Origin of the sequence: Pseudomonas sp. P5_109 (genome assembly GCF_034009455.1) — a bacterium.
Classification (GTDB): domain Bacteria; phylum Pseudomonadota; class Gammaproteobacteria; order Pseudomonadales; family Pseudomonadaceae; genus Aquipseudomonas.
The window spans coordinates 68,063-83,915 of sequence record NZ_CP125380.1 but is presented as its reverse complement, the minus strand read 5'-3'; the positions used below and the strand labels follow the sequence as shown (position 1 = coordinate 83,915).

The following is a 15,853-nucleotide window of genomic DNA, read 5'->3' as shown; positions in this document are numbered from 1 at the left end:
CTCACGCCTCGTCATCCAGGCGCCGGCCGGCCAGGCGTCGCCCGCGGGTTATCAATTCGATGAACTGAACCGCGCTCAATGCATGGGCGAACAGCCAGCCCTGGCCGAACTTCACGCCTTCACTGCTCAGGAATTCGGCCTGGGCTTCATGTTCAATGCCCTCGGCAATCACCTTCAGGTGCAGCGACTGGGCCATGTGAATGATGTGTGGGGCCACACCGCTGCTGGCGGCGTCATGGCCCAATGCATCAATGAACGCCTTGTCGATTTTCAGGCAATCCACTGGCAGGGTCTGCAAATAGGCGAGGCTGCAATAGCCGGTGCCAAAGTCATCGATCAATACCTGGTGCCCGACATCTCGCAGCGATTGCAGGTTTTCCCTGGCCACCACCACATCGACCAGCCCGCGCTCGGTGACCTCAAAGGCAATTTGCCGCGCAGCGACGCGGTGCAGGGTCAGCAGCCGCGCCATCACCTGGCCGATTCGCGGCACCGTCACATCGCACGCCGCGAGATTGACCGAGATGTACAGTTGCGGGTTGGCACGCAGCAACTGGCCGAGTTGCTCGAGCAGGCGTTGCAGGACAAAGTCCGTCATCTGGCGAATCTGCCCGGTGTTCTCCGCCATCGGAATGAACAGGTCGGGACTGGTCAGGGTACCGTCCGGCCTGCGCCATCGCAGCAGCGCTTCAGCCCCGACACAGTTGCGGCTATCGAGGTCGAAGATCGGTTGATACAGCACCTGCAACTCGCCACGGCTAATTGCGCCGGTCAATTCGGCGTCCAGTGACTGCCGCTGGCACACCAGCAGATACACCAGGAACCCAACGCATATACCCAGCGCGAGGCTGGCCGGCACCAGCCACCACCACACCACCGGGATATGCATGCCGGTACGCGGGCTGATCAACACCAATTGATATTCCGGGTTATCGGTGGGCATGCGGTATATCAGGCGTGTCTGGGTGATCTGTAGCTCATCACGGCTGCTCTGTGGCCAGGCTTCGACCGGCGGCCATATCTGAGAAGCACCCAGCACCGGAATCGCGCGCGTACCATGATCAAGGACTACCAAAAGGCTGCTGCCCGGCGACAGGTCGACCATGTCGGTCAAATGCCCGCGAGAGGTCGCGACCCGGAAATTCCCGCGCCCGAGCATCAACGCGGCGCGGTTTTCATCGGGTTCGGTGGTGGTGTTGAGCCAATAGCTGTAAGTCGGGCCTTTGATGTCTGGCGATCGACTCAGCGACAGCCCTTCCTGGCGAGGGCGATTGGAGCAGATTCGCGAGGAATCCATGTAGGCGGCTTCGTAGACGAAACGATAATTGAACGTGACCTGTTGCAAGGTTGCGATCATTTCAGCATCGCAGCCGCGCAATGGTTGTGCTTCAAGGTCGTCGAGGCTTTCACGCAGTTGCCCGAAGAGCTGTTCCAGGCGGGCGAGGAAGCGTTCACCCTGGGCATTCATTTCTTCGCTTTCGTTTTGTTCGACCTGGTGTACGGCGACGAACAGACTTCCGGTCATCAACAACGTAGCGCTCAAGACAGCAGCCAGCAGCCCCAAGAACCAGGGGCGATGGAACCAACTGTGGAAGGTCTCTCGAGCAGCATTCATTGCGTAATATCCGAAGGATTACCAATGAGTTATAGCTGCTGATTGGAAAAAAGCCCTGACCGTCGGGCGGCCGTCATTATTTTGTCTGGTTCAACACCAGAAGCAGCGCTGCAGTTTGTGCATCCGGAGTGCCATCGAAGCGCGCCGGGCGGAAATGCATCTGGAATGCCGCTATCACATGGCGTGTCGCGACATCGAGCTCGCCGGTTTGTGGCGAGGCATAACCCAGATGGGCCAATTGCGCCTGAAACCAGCTGATGCTCGGCAACTGTTCGGCGAACTGCACCTGCTGTCGCGCCACCGCCTGTTCGTTCGGCCAGATACCCAGGCCTTCGGCAGCCAGGCGCTTCCAGGGGAACAGCGGCCCCGGGTCCAGCTTGCGCAACGGCGCAATATCGCTATGACCGATGATGTCGCGAGGCTTGATGCCCTGACGCTTGCTGATGTCCTTGAGCAGGACGATCAAGGACTGGACCTGATCTTCGCTGTAGGGATACCACACGCGCCCGGCTGGAGTGTCCTTGAAACCAGGGTTGACGATTTCGATACCGATGGAACTGGAGTTCAGCCAGGTCCGGCCATTCCATTCGCTCTCTCCGGCGTGCCAGGCCCGCTGGTTTTCATCCATCAGCTTGTAGATGGTGGCGCCCTTGTCATCACCGATCAGGTAATGGCTGCTGACTTCGCCGCGGGTCAGCAGTTGCAACGAACGCTCCAGCGAAGCATTGGTGTAATGCACCACCACGAACTGCACACGGCTGTCGTAATTGGCTGAAGGATGGCTGGTGTCAAAACGCGGACCGCTGGCGCAGCCGGCCAGCAGGATCAGTGACACGATCAGGGCAAAATATTTCATAGCGAAAGCAGTACGCATAAGACAGTAATGCAACAGTGTAACGTAATGCCTGGCGGGCTGGCTGCATTCAAACAAAATGGAACAATTGACGATCAGCCCGGTTCGACCCGGTTGCGTCCGGCATTTTTTGCGCGGTACAACGCCTGATCGGCTCTTTTAAGCACTTGATCGCCGTGCTCACCCGGCCTGAACGCAGACATTCCGATCGACACGGTGATGGTCACCGGTTCTCCCTTGAAGTGAAACGGACAGGCCTCAATGGAGGCACGCAAGCTTTCCAGCAATTTCAGCCCCGCCGACGGCACCGTGGATGGCATTAACAGCACAAACTCTTCACCGCCAAACCGGGCAATGAAATCCGTTCCGCGCAGACGCTTGCGCAATACGCTGGCAATGATCTTCAGCACTTTGTCGCCGGCCAGGTGCCCGTAGTTATCGTTGATGCGCTTGAAATGATCGAGGTCGAGCATGGCCAGCAGCAGCGTATTGCCATGTTGCTGCCATTGTTTGACTTCATGATCCAGGCGCTCGCTCCAGGCCGCGCGGTTGGGCAGGCCGGTCAACGGGTCGACCAATGCCTTCTGCCGTTGCTCTTCAAGGTGCTCGCGATAGCCCTGGGCCTCCTGCTCCATATGGGCGACCCGTTCGGCCAGGCTGTAAAGGCGCGCAGCGACCTCTTGCTCGCGCTCATCGCGCTGTTTCTGGTGCTGGTCCATGGTGCCCAGCAAACCTTCGAGATGGTTTTCCAGAACGTGCTTGAGATCTTCCAGGTCCGCGGCTTCCTGCATGCTGCTTTGCAGACCATCGACCTGTTCGCGGATCTGCGTGTCCATCTGCCGCGCAGCCGAGCGGTTGTCGGCGTGCCCTGCGGTAGCGGCCTGCAAGTTGCTCTGGAATGATTCGAGGCGCTCGTTCAGTCGTTGCAGATAGGCTTCGAACTCATGCTGACCACTGTCGGTGATAGCCAGCATCAAGGTGGCGAAGTCGTCGAGAATCGGCAGCAATTCGTACCAATTCAGACCGTTTTTCAGACGATCGCGCATCGATTCGGCTTGCGGGCGATGACGCTCGGGCAATGTCAGGTCTTCGAGCAGCCCCAGCAGTGTGTCTTCGATGTGGCTGGCCACCGAGCTGTAGGAGGGCTCGGGGGAATCCGGGAGTGCATAGAGAATGTCGTGTTCGGGTTGCGGCTGGTCGACGACGGCCACGTCCTCCGTCGGAGTCGCAGGCAAGCTATCCGGCGATGCTTGCGCGGTCAGCTCGTCGGGGTTTGCTTGCGACTCAAGAGGCGCTTCGATGGTGTCCAGGGCCGGCTTGTCGGTCGATTCGATTTCTGCGGCGGCTGCATTGGCTGGTTGGGGCTCCGCAGCCGCAGGTGCGAATGCCACGACTGCCGGAGCAGGCGATGCGACGGCAGGCTCGGACTTGTCTTCAACTCGCTCAACTGTAGGCGCCTCGCAGACTACCGGCTCAACCACGACCTGGGCCGGCTCGATAATCGCCGCCCGGCTCTCGGCTACAGGGGCAGCCGGCGCGGGGGTAGTAGCCGTTGCTGCCAGCGCCTCCTCTGCTTCGCGAGCGCCAAACAATCGCTGGAGCAAGCCTGGCCGACCGGGCTCCGCCGGAGTCTCCAGCTGGCTCAGGGCCTTGCCTTGCAAACCACTCAGCTCGCTGAGCAACAACGGTATCTCACGCGCCTGGCTGACCCGCGCATCCAGTTGCTTGGCGAAATTCTTGAGGGGCCGGCTCACATCCCGTGGCAGCGGCAATGTTTGCAGTTGAGTGACCAGTGCAGATAGGGCGGCACTGGTCTGGTTGACCCGGGTTTCCCGACGTTGCTCGGAGTCGAGCACGGCTTTTTCCAGGCGTGGAATCAGCGCGGCCAGGCCGGCGTCCATGTCGTCGGTACGCACGACCTCGCGCATTTCCTTCATGCATTGGTCAACGGCGCGGTCAGTCCCTTCCGCCGCCAGGGTGCTGCGCACCAGCCCACGGCGCAGCAAGTCGAGCCGCGCGTCCCAGCGACGTTCGAGCTTTTCCTGTTGTTCAATGCTTTTGAGGTATTTTTCTTTCCAGCGCTGTACTTCGTCGCTCATTCATGGGATCCGCGAGGGGCAGGACTCAACGCGGGCAATGCATCGGCCGTGAGCGAACCCGGCAGACGAATCTCCACCGCGACCGGCAGGTGATCGGAAATGGGCTGCGCCAGCACCTCGACCTTTTCCAGGGTCAGGCTCGGGCTCAGCAGGATATGGTCCAGGCAGCGCTGTGGGCGCCAGCTGGGGAACGTTGCTTCCAGTTGCGGCGCAAGCAGGCCGAGGTCACGCAACGGGGAGTGTTGCAGCAGGTCACTGGCATGGGTGTTCATGTCGCCCATCAGCACCTGATGTTTGTAACCGCCAATCAACTCGCGGATGTAAGCCAGTTGCAGGCTGCGCGCCCGAGCGCCCAGCGCCAGGTGCATCATGACCACCACCAACGCTTCCGGGCCTTCGCCGAACCGTACCAAGATGGCCCCGCGCCCCTTTGGCCCCGGCAACGGATGATCTTCAATGGCCCACGGACGCAATCGGCTGAGCACGCCATTGCTGTGCTGGGCCAGGCGACCAAGATTGCGGTTGAGTTGTTGATACCAGTAGGGAAAGGCGCCGAGCTGGGCCAGGTGTTCGACCTGATTGACGTAGCCTGAGCGCAGGCTGCCGCCATCGGCTTCCTGCAGGGCAACCAGATCGAAGTCGCCGAGCAGGTTGCCGATTTTCTGCAGATTGTCGGCACGCCCGGTGTGCGGCAGCAGATGCTGCCAGCCCCGGGTCAGGTAATGCCGATAGCGCTCGGTACTGATGCCGACCTGGATATTGAAACTGAGCAAGCGCAGACGACTGTCTGCGGGCAGGCCCGTGGACTCCAGATGATGCTCGTTGACCCGCGGATCATGCAGGCCAACGATGCGTTCAGTACCCCATCGGCGCATGGCAGTGACTGCCCTTAGTTGGCGGCAGCCTTGTTAGCCGCTCGCTCTTTGTCGATCAGTTTGTCGGCCAGTTGCAGGGCCTGTTCGGCACCGCCAGCAGAGCCCACGTCAAAGCGGTATTTGCCGTTGACGATCATGGTTGGAACGCCGGAGATTTCATACTTCTTGGCCAGTTCACGAGCCTTGACGATCTGACCCTTGATAGCGAAAGAGTCGAAAGTCGCGAGGAATTTGTCCTTGTCCACGCCTTGGGTAGCGAGGAAGTCGGCCATGTCGTTCTTGTCGGTCAGTTTCTTGTGTTCTTTTTGAATCGCATTGAACACTGCGGCGTGAACATTGTGCTCGACGCCCATGGCTTCAAGGGTCAGGAACATCTGGCCGTGAGCGTCCCACGGGCCACCGAACATGGCTGGAATACGTACGAAGTTCACGTCCGAAGGCAGCTTCTCGACCCACGGATTGATCACTGGCTCGAAGGCGAAGCAATGCGGGCAGCCGTACCAGAACAGCTCTACCACTTCGATCTTGCCAGGCACGGCGACCGGAACCGGGTTGCTCAGTTCGACATAAGGTGCGGCGGGGGCTTCAGCGGCCTGGGCAGTCATGCCGAACAGGCTGGCAGCGGCAAAAACGGCGCTGATGATCAGATTACGCATGCTTCACTCCTGGACAAATTTTTTCGCCTCGCGCGACCTGTTATCAGACAGGTCCTGGCGGGCTTGAGTTCTGTAGTGTAACGGCAGCGGCCACAAAAAAGGGCGGCCAAAGCCACCCTTTTTATACTGGTTGCAACGGATTAATCGAGCGTTAACGTTGCAGGTGATAAGCACCCCGTTCAACACCCGATCCGCCAGCCTTAGTGCAGGCCTTGAATGTAGCTGGACACTGCGGCGATGTCTTCGTCGCTCAGCTTCTTGGCAATGGTCTGCATGGTTTTGGCATCGCCGTCGTTGTTGCGGCCGCCTTCTTCCTTGCGGAAGTCGGTCAGTTGCTTGGCGATGTATTGAGCGTGCTGGCCGCCGAGGTGCGGGAAACCGGCAGCCGCGTTACCTGCGCCATTTGGCGAATGGCAACCGGTGCAGGCAGGCATACCCTTGGCCAGGTCACCGCCACGGAACAGGGCTTCACCGCGAGCGACGACTTTAGGATCGGCGGCACCGACACTGCCTTTCTGGCTGGCGAAGTAGGCGGCGATGTCCGCCAGGTCCTGATCGCTCAGGTTGGTCAGCAGGCCGGTCATTTCCAGAACGGTGCGCTTGCCCGACTTGATGTCGTGCAATTGTTTGGTCAGGTAGCGTTCACCCTGACCCGCCAGTTTTGGAAAGTTTGGCGCCATGCTGTTGCCATCCGGGCCGTGGCAAGCGCCACATACGGCGGCTTTGGCCTGGCCGGCCTTTGCATCACCCGGTTGTACTGCCTCACCTGCAGCATGGGCCATGCCGGAGATGCCCACGGTCAACAGCAGACTCACGATCAATTTCTTCATCAGCTAATCCAACTACGGCTAAGGGTTAAGAGTTATGGACCGGGCTTACTCGCTCATCCAAAGGATGATGACTTGGTAATCCTCGGCACTGCAGTCCATGCACAAACCACGCGGCGGCATCGCCTTGAAACCCTGGGTCACGTGTTGCACCAGCGTCTCCATACCTTTCGCCAACCTCGGCGTCCAAGCTTCCTGATCGCCCTTTTTCGGCGCCGTTGGGAGTTGGCCAGAATGACAGGCACCACAAACACGGTTGTACACAGCTTCCGGATCCTGTGTAGCCTGAGCGCTGTAAAGCGGCATCAAGACACCGGCAGCTAGCAGCCATTTCGTCATAAAACGACCTTTTCAGGGTTGAGAGCGTGCTGCGTTCTAGTGCGCAATCAAGGTCTGTCGCTCTCGTGAACTTCATCCTACGCTGGGACAAAGCGCACACAAAATCTGCGGCATTATATACTGGCGTCACTGAAACGGAAGCGACACTGCTTGCCACACCCATTCCTGGCGCCGCCCACATCGGAAATCCCATGCAACTCAAGAATCCCATCCTCGGTCTGTGCCAACAGTCCACCTTCATGCTCAGCGCCGCCAAAGTCGACCAATGTCCGGATGACGAGGGCTTCGAAGTCGCCTTCGCCGGGCGTTCCAACGCCGGCAAGTCGAGTGCGTTGAACACCCTGACCCACGCCAGCCTGGCGCGAACCTCGAAAACCCCGGGTCGCACGCAACTGTTGAATTTCTTCAAGCTAGACGATGAACGCCGTCTGGTCGACCTTCCGGGCTACGGTTATGCAAAAGTACCGATCCCGCTCAAGCAACACTGGCAGCGTCACCTGGAGGCGTACCTGGGTGGACGCGAGAGTTTGAAAGGTCTGATCCTGATGATGGACATCCGCCATCCGATGACCGATTTCGACCTGCTGATGCTTGACTGGGCCGTGGCTGCCGGCATGCCGATGCACATTCTGCTGACCAAGGCGGACAAGCTGACCTATGGCGCGGCCAAGAACACGCTGCTCAAGGTTCAGGCAGAAATTCGCAAGGGCTGGGGCGATAGCGTGTCGATCCAGCTGTTCTCGGCCCCCAAGCGCATGGGCCTGGAAGATGCCTACACCGTGCTGGCAGGCTGGATGGAGCTGGCGGACAAGGGTGCCGAGGTAGCAGCCCAGTAAGCAGCGAAAGCTGCCTGGGACGCCCCGGGCAGCTTTCTGTGGGCAAAAAAAACCCCGGACTTCATATGGGGAGGGAGAAGTTCCGGGGTTCAAGTTCTAGACCGCTAGGGCGGGGTCCAGATATCTGCCAACACTTAACACAACATAGGAGCATCGAAGGGCTTCACCAGCCATTCAGTTACTCTGAGTGGTGGCTGCAAGATTAGTTCAGATTTTTTTCAAATCGCTTTGGAATAAATCTAATAGCCTTCCGGACTAAGCTGCTTGCTCCCTTCCGCCGCGGCACTATGCCGCAGCAGAACACGACAATTTTCTGTAGGAGCGAGCTTGCTCGCGATGGAATATCAGTCGAAATCGATGCATCTGACACTCCATCGCGAGCAAGCTCGCTCCCACAAGAAGGCTCAGTGAGCCTCATCCCAGTTATTTCCAACACCCACTTCGACCAGCAACGGAACATCCAGTTTCGCCGCCTCGCTCATGTGCACGCGAATTTCATCGCGAACCTTGTCGACCAAATCTTCACGCACCTCAAGCACCAGTTCATCGTGCACCTGCAAGATGACTTTGGCGTCCAGGCCAGAGGCGGTCAGCCAATTATCCACCGCAACCATGGCTTTCTTGATGATGTCCGCAGCAGTGCCTTGCATCGGCGCGTTGATTGCCGTTCGCTCGGCGGCGGCGCGCTCTTGCGGCTTGTTGGAGTTGATGTCCGGCAGGTAAAGGCGACGGCCGAAGAACGTCTCGACATAACCTTGCTCGGCGGCTTGGGCACGCGTGCGGTCCATGTACTGGCGAACGCCGGGGTAGCGGGCGAAGTAGGTATCGATATAGGCCTTGGCAGTCTTGGTGTCGACGCCGATGTCCTTGCCGAGCTTCTGCGCACCCATGCCGTAGATCAGGCCGAAGTTTATCGCCTTGGCACTGCGGCGCTGGTTGGAGGTGACGTCGGCCAGTTCGACCTTGAACACTTCGGCGGCGGTCGCGGTGTGCACGTCCAGATTGTGGCGGAAGGCATTCATCAGCCCTTCATCCCGTGACAGGTGCGCCATGATTCGCAGTTCGATCTGCGAGTAGTCCGCCGCCAGCAATTTGTAACCGACCGGGGCCACGAAGGCCTGGCGGATGCGACGCCCTTCGGCGGTGCGCACCGGAATGTTCTGCAGATTCGGATCGCTGGAGGACAGCCGCCCGGTGGACGCTACCGCCTGGTGATACGAGGTATGGATCCGCCCGGTACGCGGGTTGATCTGCTCCGGCAGACGGTCGGTGTAGGTGCTTTTCAGCTTGCTCATGGAGCGGTATTCCATGAGCACTTTCGGCAGTCGATAATCGTCTTCCGCCAGCTTGGCCAGCACTTCTTCGGCGGTGGATGGCTGACCCTTGGCGGTTTTCTTCAATACCGGCAGGCCGAGCTTCTCGTAAAGAATCACGCCCAGTTGCTTGGGCGAACCGAGGTTGAACTCCTCGCCGGCAATCTCGAAGGCTTCACGCTCCAGCGCCACCATCTTGTCGCCCAGTTCGATGCTTTGCACGCCCAGCAAGGCGGCATCGACGAAGGCGCCCTGGCGCTCGATACGCGCCAATACCGGCACCAACGGGATTTCAATGTCGGTCAGCACGCTGGCCAGGCTCGGAATAGCCGAGAGCTTTTCGAACAGGGTCTGGTGCAGGCGCAAGGTGATATCCGCATCTTCGGCGGCATAAGGCCCGGCCTGCTCCAGGGCGATCTGGTCGAACGTCAGCTGTTTCACGCCTTTGCCGGCGATGTCCTGGAAGCTCACCGTGGTGTGATCCAGATACTTCTGTGCCAGGCTGTCCATGTCATGGCGCGTGGCCGTGGAGTTGAGCACGTAGGACTCGAGCATGGTGTCGAAGGCAATGCCGCGCACGGTGATGCCGTTGGCCTGATCGCCACCGATGGCACAGTTGGCCAGGATGTTCATGTCGAACTTGGCGTGCTGGCCGACCTTGAGCTTGTTTGGGTCTTCCAGAATTGGCTTGAGCGCACGCAGAACCGTGTCGCGATCCAGTTGCTGCGGCACGCCGATGTAGGAATGGGTCAATGGGATGTAGGCCGCCTCATTGGCCTGAACCGCGAATGACACGCCCACCAGTTGCGCTTGCTGCGCGTCGATGCCGGTGGTTTCAGTGTCGAAGGCAAACAGCTTGGCGTTGTTCAGTTTTTCCAGCCAGGCATCGAACCGCGCCTGATCGAGGATGGTTTCATAGGCGGCTTCAGCAGCGACGGCCGGTACTTCAGGCTCTGGTTCGCTGAACAGATCGGCGGCCGGTGCAGGCTCGGCGGCAGCGCTCAGTTCCAGGCGCTTGGCGTCGCGATCAAGGTCGTTCAGCCAGCTCTTGAATTCCAGCAGGGTGTACAGCTCGTAGAGTTTGGCCGGGTCCTCAGGACCCATTTGCAAGTCGTCGAGCCCAACGTCCAGCGGCACGTCGACCTTGATGGTCGCCAGTTGATAGGAAAGGAAAGCCATTTCCTTGTGCTCTTCGAGCTTGGCCGGCAGGGTCTTGGCGCCGCGGATCGGCAAAGTCGGCACGATGTCGAGCTGTGCATAGAGCTCGGTCAGGCCGCCGTTCACACCGACCAGCAGGCCAGAAGCTGTCTTCGGGCCGATACCCGGAACGCCCGGAATGTTGTCGGAAGAATCGCCCATGAGCGCCAGATAATCGATGATCTGCTCCGGAGCGACGCCGAATTTCTCCTTCACGCCCTCCACGTCCATGCTGCTACCGGTCATGGTATTGACCAAGGTAATGTGACCGTCGACCAGTTGCGCCATGTCCTTGTCGCCGGTGGAGATGATCACCGGACGATCCGCTGCCGCGCTGCTGCGGGCCAGGGTGCCGATCACGTCATCGGCCTCGACACCTTCGACGCACAGCAGCGGGAAGCCCAGGGCGATCACGCTCTGGTGCAGCGGCTCGATCTGCACGCGCATGTCGTCAGGCATGCTCGGTCGGTTGGCTTTGTATTCGGCGTACATGTCATCGCGAAAAGTCCCACCCTTGGCGTCGAACACCACGGCGAACGGACTATGCGGATATTGCTTGCGCAGGCTCTTGAGCATGTTCAATACGCCCTTGACCGCACCGGTCGGCAGGCCTTTGGACGTGGTCAGCGGCGGCAGCGCGTGAAAGGCGCGATACAGGTAAGAAGAACCGTCCACCAGGACGAGGGGGGCTTGGCTCATGAGCAGGATCAACCTTTTCGGCGGGTCCGGCGCTAGAATAGCGGGACCGTTGACGACAAAGGGACAAGGTTATCATGCGCACACTAAATCGCCTGTTGCTGGCTGGCTTGTTTGCAATCACACCACTGGCCGTCATGGCGGCGGACGATGCGCCGACACCCGAGCCGGAAGTCACGATCCACACGGAAGGGGACAAGGTCATTCAGGAATACCGCCAAAACGGCTTCCTGTATGCGATCAAAGTCACGCCCAAAGGCGGCAAGCCGTATTTTCTGGTGCGCGCGGATGGCTCGGAGGGAAACTTCATCCGCTCCGACTACCCGGATATGCTGATTCCGGCGTGGGAAATTTTTAAGTGGTAAGTCGTCCCTAACTTTAATCGGCGCTGGCTCAACAGCGGCGCCCGTATTGGCAGTTTAAACATGTCTGTGTTCACCCCCCTGGCTCGGCCCGAGCTGGAAGCTTTTCTTGCCCCTTATGGCCTCGGCCGCCTGCTTGATTTCCAGGGGATTGCCGCCGGTAGCGAAAACACCAATTTCTTTATCAGCCTGGAACAGGGCGAGTTTGTCCTGACCCTGGTCGAGCGCGGTCCGGTTCAGGAAATGCCGTTCTTCATCGAACTGCTCGACGTGCTGCACGGCGCCGACCTGCCGGTGCCTTACGCCATTCGCACCACCGACGGCGTGGCCCTGCGCGAACTCGCGGGCAAACCTGCGTTGCTGCAACCGCGTCTGGCCGGCAAGCACATCAAGCAAGCCAACGCGCAACATTGCGCGCAGGTCGGTGAGTTGCTCGGCCACCTGCACCTGGCGACCCAGGCCAACATGATCAAGCGCAAAACCGATCGCGGCCTGGACTGGATGCTGGAAGAGGGCACGCAGTTTTTGTCGCACCTCGGTGCCGAACAGAAAGACCTGCTGCAACGGGCGCTGGAAGAAATCACCCGGCAGAAAGAAAAAATCCTGGCACTGCCACGAGCGAATATTCACGCCGATCTGTTCCGCGACAACGCGATGTTCGAAGGCACGCACCTGACCGGGCTGATCGACTTCTACAACGCCTGCTCCGGGCCGATGCTCTACGACGTGGCGATTGCCTTGAACGACTGGTGCTCGGACGACGATGGCGTGATCGATGGACCGCGAGCGCGGGCCTTGCTGGGCGCTTATGCGGCCTTGCGACCGTTCACCGCCGCCGAAGCCGAGTTGTGGCCGACCATGCTGCGGGTGGCTTGCGTACGGTTCTGGTTGTCACGCTTGATCGCGGCGGAGTCGTTCGCCGGGCAGGACGTGTTGATTCACGATCCGATGGAGTTCCAGCTGCGCCTGGCGCAGCGGCAGACAGTCAGCACTCTGCTGCCTTTCGCCCTTTAACTCTAAATTGTGCAGCACATTTGTAGGAGCCGGCTTGCCGGCGATGACGCTCTTCAGGACGCCATCGCTGGCAAGCCAGCTCCTACAAATACCGTGCGCGGCAATTACAAAGACTCCAGGCACCCTGCCAGATCATTCCCCAGCTTCTCCAGCACCTGCTCATAGCCCTGAGCAGTCGCCGGTGTGTACCCGCCCAGCGCATCCAGCTCAGCCAGTTTTACCGGCAAACCCGCCACCAGGGTTTCCGCCAGGCGTGGACGCAGCGGTGGCTCGCTGAACACGCAAGTCTTGCCGACTTCCTGCAAGCGCGCACGCATCGCCGCGACATGCTGGGCACCGGGTTGTACTTCGGCCGCGACGCTGAACACACCCACGTGCTTGAGGCCGTAGGCGTCTTCGAAGTAGTCGAAAGCTTCGTGGAACACGAAGTAAGGCTTGCCCTGAACATCGGCAAGGCGCTTCTTCAGGCGCGCATCCAATGCATCCAGCCGCTCGTCGAAGGCTTTCAGGTTGCTCTGGTAGCGCGTGGCATTGTCAGGATCGGCGGCACTCAGGTCAGCCGCGATTTTCGTGGCGATGACCCGGGCGTTGATCGGCGACAGCCACAGGTGCGCATCCAGGCTGCCCGGACGGTGATCGTGGTCGTGGTCGTCGGCTTCTTCGGCGTGAGAGTGGCTATCTTCGGCGAAACGGCGCAGTTTCATCCCTGGCAAATCCTGCACGGCGACGCTGGGCAACGCACGACCATTGAGCACGCGCGGCAGGAAACCTTCCATGTCCGGGCCAATCCAGTACAACAGGTCCACCGATTGCACCTTGCGTACGTCGGAAGGGCGCAGCGCATAGTTATGTGGCGAGGCACCCGGCGGCAGCAAGACCTCGGGAATCGCCACGCCATCCTGCACCGCCGCGGCGATCAACTGCAGTGGCTTGATGCTGGTAAGGACTTTGACTTCGGCCTGCGCCGGACCGATCAGCAGAAAAGTTGCGATAAATGCAACAAAGATAGAAAAAAGTCGGGACACGATGACCACTCGAAGAGGCGAGAACGGGTAACATAATAACGTCTCTCACAAAACTCGTCGCCGCTCATGCTAAAAACACCGATTGCCAGCCGCCCCCACGACCACTCGCATTGCGTTCACAGCGCTTTGTCCGAGGCCGATGCCCTGTGCGCGCGTCAAGGCCTGCGCCTGACCGCATTGCGCCGGCGAGTGCTGGAACTGGTGTGGCAAAGCCACAAGCCCCTGGGTGCCTACGACATTCTCGCGGTCCTCAGCGAGCAGGACGGTCGCCGCGCTGCGCCGCCGACGGTGTACCGCGCGCTGGATTTCCTGCTGGAAAACGGCCTGGTCCATCGAATCTCCTCGCTCAACGCCTTCATCGGCTGCAATCACCCGGAACATGCTCACCAGGGTCAGTTCCTGATCTGCCGTGTGTGCCACGCCGCGATTGAACTTGAGCAAAAATCCATCAGCGACGCGATCATCGCCAGCGCCAGGGATGTCGGGTTTGTCGTCGAAGGCCAGACCGTCGAAGTGGTCGGTCTCTGCTCGGGTTGCCAGGGGGCTTGATGAGCAATGCGCTGATCCGTCTTGAGCAGGTTGCCGTCACGTTCGCCGGGCAACCGGTGCTGGACAACATCGAGCTGAGCGTCGAGCCGGGGCAGATCGTTACCCTGATCGGCCCCAACGGCGCCGGCAAGACAACCCTGGTGCGTGCCGTGCTCGGCCTGTTGAAACCGGACAGCGGCAGCGTCTGGCGCAAGCCGAAACTGCGGGTCGGCTACATGCCGCAAAAACTCCACGTCGATCCAACCCTGCCGTTGTCGGTCCTGCGATTCCTGCGCCTGGTGCCGGGCGTGGACCGTGCGATGGCCTTGTCGGCACTCAAGGAAGTCGGCGCCGAACAGGTGATCGACAGCCCGGTGCAAAGTGTTTCCGGCGGCGAAATGCAACGCGTGTTGCTGGCCCGGGCCTTGCTGCGCGAACCGGAGCTGCTGGTGCTCGACGAGCCGGTACAGGGTGTCGACGTGGCCGGCCAGGCCGAGCTGTACAGCCTGATCACCCGCCTGCGCGACCGTCATGGTTGCGGCGTGCTGATGGTCTCCCACGATTTGCATCTGGTGATGAGCACCACGGACCAGGTGGTTTGCCTCAATCGTCACGTCTGCTGCTCCGGCCATCCCGAGCAGGTCAGCGGCGATCCGGCATTCGTCGAGTTGTTCGGAAAGAACGCACAAAGCCTGGCGATTTATCACCACCATCACGACCACGCCCACGACTTGCATGGCTCGGTGGTCAAGGCGCCCGCGTCGGGCCAACCCCATGTTCACGGAGATAGCTGCAAGCATGGCTGATTTTCTGCTCTACGCCCTGCTTGCAGGCCTGGCCCTGGCCATTGTCGCAGGCCCGCTGGGATCTTTCGTGGTCTGGCGGCGCATGGCCTATTTCGGCGACACCCTGTCCCACGCGGCATTGCTCGGCGTGGCCCTGGGCTTTCTGCTGGATGTCAGCCCGACTGTTGCTGTCACCGTTGGCTGCTTGCTGTTGGCAGTGATGCTAGTGACCTTGCAACAACGTCAGCCATTGGCATCCGACACGCTTTTGGGAATTCTCGCACCCAGCACGCTCTCTCTGGGCCTGGTGGTACTAAGCTTCATGCACGAAGTGCGGATCGACCTGATGGCCTATCTGTTCGGTGACCTGCTGGCGATCAGCCCGACCGATCTGGCCTGGATCCTTGGCGGAAGCACTGCGGTACTGGTCTTGCTGGTTGCGTTGTGGCGCCCATTGCTGGCGATCACGGTACATGAAGAACTGGCCAGGGTCGAAGGCCTGCCCGTGGCGGGATTGCGCCTGGCCCTGATGCTGTTGATCGCGGTGGTGATTGCCGTGGCGATGAAAATCGTCGGTGTGTTGCTGATCACTTCGTTGCTGATCATCCCGGCCGCTGCGGCACAACGTCACGCCCGCTCGCCGGAGCAGATGGCACTGGGCGCAAGCCTGCTGGGCATACTCGCCGTGTGTGGCGGGCTAGCACTGTCCTGGTTCAAGGACACCCCCGCCGGCCCATCGATTGTGGTCACAGCCGCCGCGCTGTTTCTGCTGAGTTTTGTTCTGCCCCGTCGAGGGGTGTAGACTTGCTCGTTTTTTGCGCAAATAGAGAGTC

General features: G+C 60.1%; 15 protein-coding genes. 6 read left to right on the top strand and 9 right to left on the bottom strand.

Annotation, left to right across the window (positions count from 1 at the left end; translation table 11 throughout):
* Nucleotide 1: 1 nt before the first annotated feature.
* The 7 genes from QMK54_RS00405 to QMK54_RS00375 form a co-directional block, all read right to left on the bottom strand.
* Complete coding sequence (locus tag QMK54_RS00405; protein ID WP_223594090.1) at nucleotides 2–1,615, bottom strand: EAL domain-containing protein; 1,614 nt, start codon at nucleotides 1,613–1,615, stop codon at nucleotides 2–4.
* A 76-nt stretch (nucleotides 1,616–1,691) separates the two neighbouring features.
* Nucleotides 1,692–2,471 carry an N-acetylmuramoyl-L-alanine amidase gene (locus QMK54_RS00400; protein WP_223594089.1) on the bottom strand — a complete coding sequence of 260 codons (780 nt, stop codon included), beginning with the start codon at nucleotides 2,469–2,471 and terminating at the stop codon, nucleotides 1,692–1,694.
* A 92-nt stretch (nucleotides 2,472–2,563) separates the two neighbouring features.
* Nucleotides 2,564–4,567 (bottom strand): GGDEF domain-containing protein, encoded by a 2,004-nt coding sequence (locus QMK54_RS00395; protein WP_223594088.1) that lies wholly within the window; start codon nucleotides 4,565–4,567, stop codon nucleotides 2,564–2,566.
* Nucleotides 4,564–5,442 (bottom strand): endonuclease/exonuclease/phosphatase family protein, encoded by an 879-nt coding sequence (locus QMK54_RS00390; protein ID WP_103397944.1) that lies wholly within the window; start codon nucleotides 5,440–5,442, stop codon nucleotides 4,564–4,566. Before QMK54_RS00390 ends, QMK54_RS00395 begins: the two co-directional genes overlap by 4 nt.
* Nucleotides 5,443–5,456: 14 nt before the next feature.
* Complete coding sequence (locus tag QMK54_RS00385; protein ID WP_046042669.1) at nucleotides 5,457–6,098, bottom strand: thiol:disulfide interchange protein DsbA/DsbL; 642 nt, start codon at nucleotides 6,096–6,098, stop codon at nucleotides 5,457–5,459.
* 200 nt (nucleotides 6,099–6,298) lie between these two features.
* Nucleotides 6,299–6,928, bottom strand: a complete 630-nt coding sequence (locus QMK54_RS00380) for a c-type cytochrome (protein WP_218431438.1) — start codon at nucleotides 6,926–6,928, stop codon at nucleotides 6,299–6,301.
* Nucleotides 6,929–6,973: 45 nt separating this feature from the next.
* On the bottom strand, nucleotides 6,974–7,264 hold the full coding sequence (locus tag QMK54_RS00375; protein WP_110658225.1) for a c-type cytochrome: 291 nt from the start codon (nucleotides 7,262–7,264) through the stop codon (nucleotides 6,974–6,976).
* Nucleotides 7,265–7,455: 191 nt separating this feature from the next.
* On the opposite strand from QMK54_RS00375, the gene yihA reads away from it, so the two are divergent.
* Entirely contained in the window at nucleotides 7,456–8,100 is a 645-nt protein-coding gene (gene yihA, locus QMK54_RS00370) for a ribosome biogenesis GTP-binding protein YihA/YsxC (protein WP_110658223.1), read from the top strand.
* A gap of 404 nt (nucleotides 8,101–8,504) precedes the next feature.
* On the opposite strand, the gene polA is transcribed toward yihA, so the two are convergent.
* Nucleotides 8,505–11,309, bottom strand: coding sequence for a DNA polymerase I (gene polA / locus QMK54_RS00365; protein WP_320401846.1), 2,805 nt, complete (start codon nucleotides 11,307–11,309; stop codon nucleotides 8,505–8,507).
* A 74-nt stretch (nucleotides 11,310–11,383) separates the two neighbouring features.
* On the opposite strand from polA, the gene QMK54_RS00360 reads away from it, so the two are divergent.
* Complete coding sequence (locus tag QMK54_RS00360) at nucleotides 11,384–11,671, top strand: DUF2782 domain-containing protein (protein WP_223594082.1); 288 nt, start codon at nucleotides 11,384–11,386, stop codon at nucleotides 11,669–11,671.
* A 60-nt stretch (nucleotides 11,672–11,731) separates the two neighbouring features.
* Entirely contained in the window at nucleotides 11,732–12,682 is a 951-nt protein-coding gene (locus tag QMK54_RS00355) for a homoserine kinase (RefSeq protein WP_110658217.1), read from the top strand.
* A 104-nt stretch (nucleotides 12,683–12,786) separates the two neighbouring features.
* Here the strand turns inward: QMK54_RS00355 and znuA are convergent, their stop codons facing one another.
* Nucleotides 12,787–13,707, bottom strand: a complete 921-nt coding sequence (znuA, locus tag QMK54_RS00350; RefSeq protein ID WP_181431997.1) for a zinc ABC transporter substrate-binding protein ZnuA — start codon at nucleotides 13,705–13,707, stop codon at nucleotides 12,787–12,789.
* Between the two features lie 66 nt (nucleotides 13,708–13,773).
* On the opposite strand from znuA, the gene zur reads away from it, so the two are divergent.
* The 3 genes from zur to znuB are packed head-to-tail and all read left to right on the top strand — an operon-like array spanning nucleotide 13,774 to nucleotide 15,822.
* Nucleotides 13,774–14,256: a zinc uptake transcriptional repressor Zur gene (gene zur / locus QMK54_RS00345; RefSeq protein ID WP_008045818.1), complete on the top strand. Its 483-nt coding sequence runs from the start codon at nucleotides 13,774–13,776 to the stop codon at nucleotides 14,254–14,256.
* Complete coding sequence (gene znuC / locus QMK54_RS00340) at nucleotides 14,256–15,041, top strand: zinc ABC transporter ATP-binding protein ZnuC (protein WP_110658213.1); 786 nt, start codon at nucleotides 14,256–14,258, stop codon at nucleotides 15,039–15,041. Before zur ends, znuC begins: the two co-directional genes overlap by 1 nt.
* Nucleotides 15,034–15,822, top strand: coding sequence for a zinc ABC transporter permease subunit ZnuB (gene znuB / locus QMK54_RS00335; RefSeq protein ID WP_110658211.1), 789 nt, complete (start codon nucleotides 15,034–15,036; stop codon nucleotides 15,820–15,822). Before znuC ends, znuB begins: the two co-directional genes overlap by 8 nt.
* The last annotated feature ends 31 nt before the right edge of the window (nucleotides 15,823–15,853 follow it).

Excerpts from the sequence above, each read along its gene's own strand:
- QMK54_RS00395 (WP_223594088.1), bottom strand. The coding sequence starts at position 4,567 with ATGAGCGACGAAGTACAGCGCTGGAAAGAAAAATACCTCAAAAGCATT.
- QMK54_RS00405 (WP_223594090.1), bottom strand. The coding sequence starts at position 1,615 with ATGAATGCTGCTCGAGAGACCTTCCACAGTTGGTTCCATCGCCCCTGG.
- QMK54_RS00400 (WP_223594089.1), bottom strand. The coding sequence starts at position 2,471 with ATGAAATATTTTGCCCTGATCGTGTCACTGATCCTGCTGGCCGGCTGC.
- QMK54_RS00380 (WP_218431438.1), bottom strand. The coding sequence starts at position 6,928 with ATGAAGAAATTGATCGTGAGTCTGCTGTTGACCGTGGGCATCTCCGGC.
- QMK54_RS00390 (WP_103397944.1), bottom strand. The coding sequence starts at position 5,442 with ATGCGCCGATGGGGTACTGAACGCATCGTTGGCCTGCATGATCCGCGG.
- znuB (WP_110658211.1), top strand. The coding sequence starts at position 15,034 with ATGGCTGATTTTCTGCTCTACGCCCTGCTTGCAGGCCTGGCCCTGGCC.
- QMK54_RS00375 (WP_110658225.1), bottom strand. The coding sequence starts at position 7,264 with ATGACGAAATGGCTGCTAGCTGCCGGTGTCTTGATGCCGCTTTACAGC.
- QMK54_RS00385 (WP_046042669.1), bottom strand. The coding sequence starts at position 6,098 with ATGCGTAATCTGATCATCAGCGCCGTTTTTGCCGCTGCCAGCCTGTTC.
- polA (WP_320401846.1), bottom strand. The coding sequence starts at position 11,309 with ATGAGCCAAGCCCCCCTCGTCCTGGTGGACGGTTCTTCTTACCTGTAT.
- QMK54_RS00360 (WP_223594082.1), top strand. The coding sequence starts at position 11,384 with ATGCGCACACTAAATCGCCTGTTGCTGGCTGGCTTGTTTGCAATCACA.
- QMK54_RS00355 (WP_110658217.1), top strand. The coding sequence starts at position 11,732 with ATGTCTGTGTTCACCCCCCTGGCTCGGCCCGAGCTGGAAGCTTTTCTT.
- znuC (WP_110658213.1), top strand. The coding sequence starts at position 14,256 with ATGAGCAATGCGCTGATCCGTCTTGAGCAGGTTGCCGTCACGTTCGCC.
- zur (WP_008045818.1), top strand. The coding sequence starts at position 13,774 with ATGCTAAAAACACCGATTGCCAGCCGCCCCCACGACCACTCGCATTGC.
- yihA (WP_110658223.1), top strand. The coding sequence starts at position 7,456 with ATGCAACTCAAGAATCCCATCCTCGGTCTGTGCCAACAGTCCACCTTC.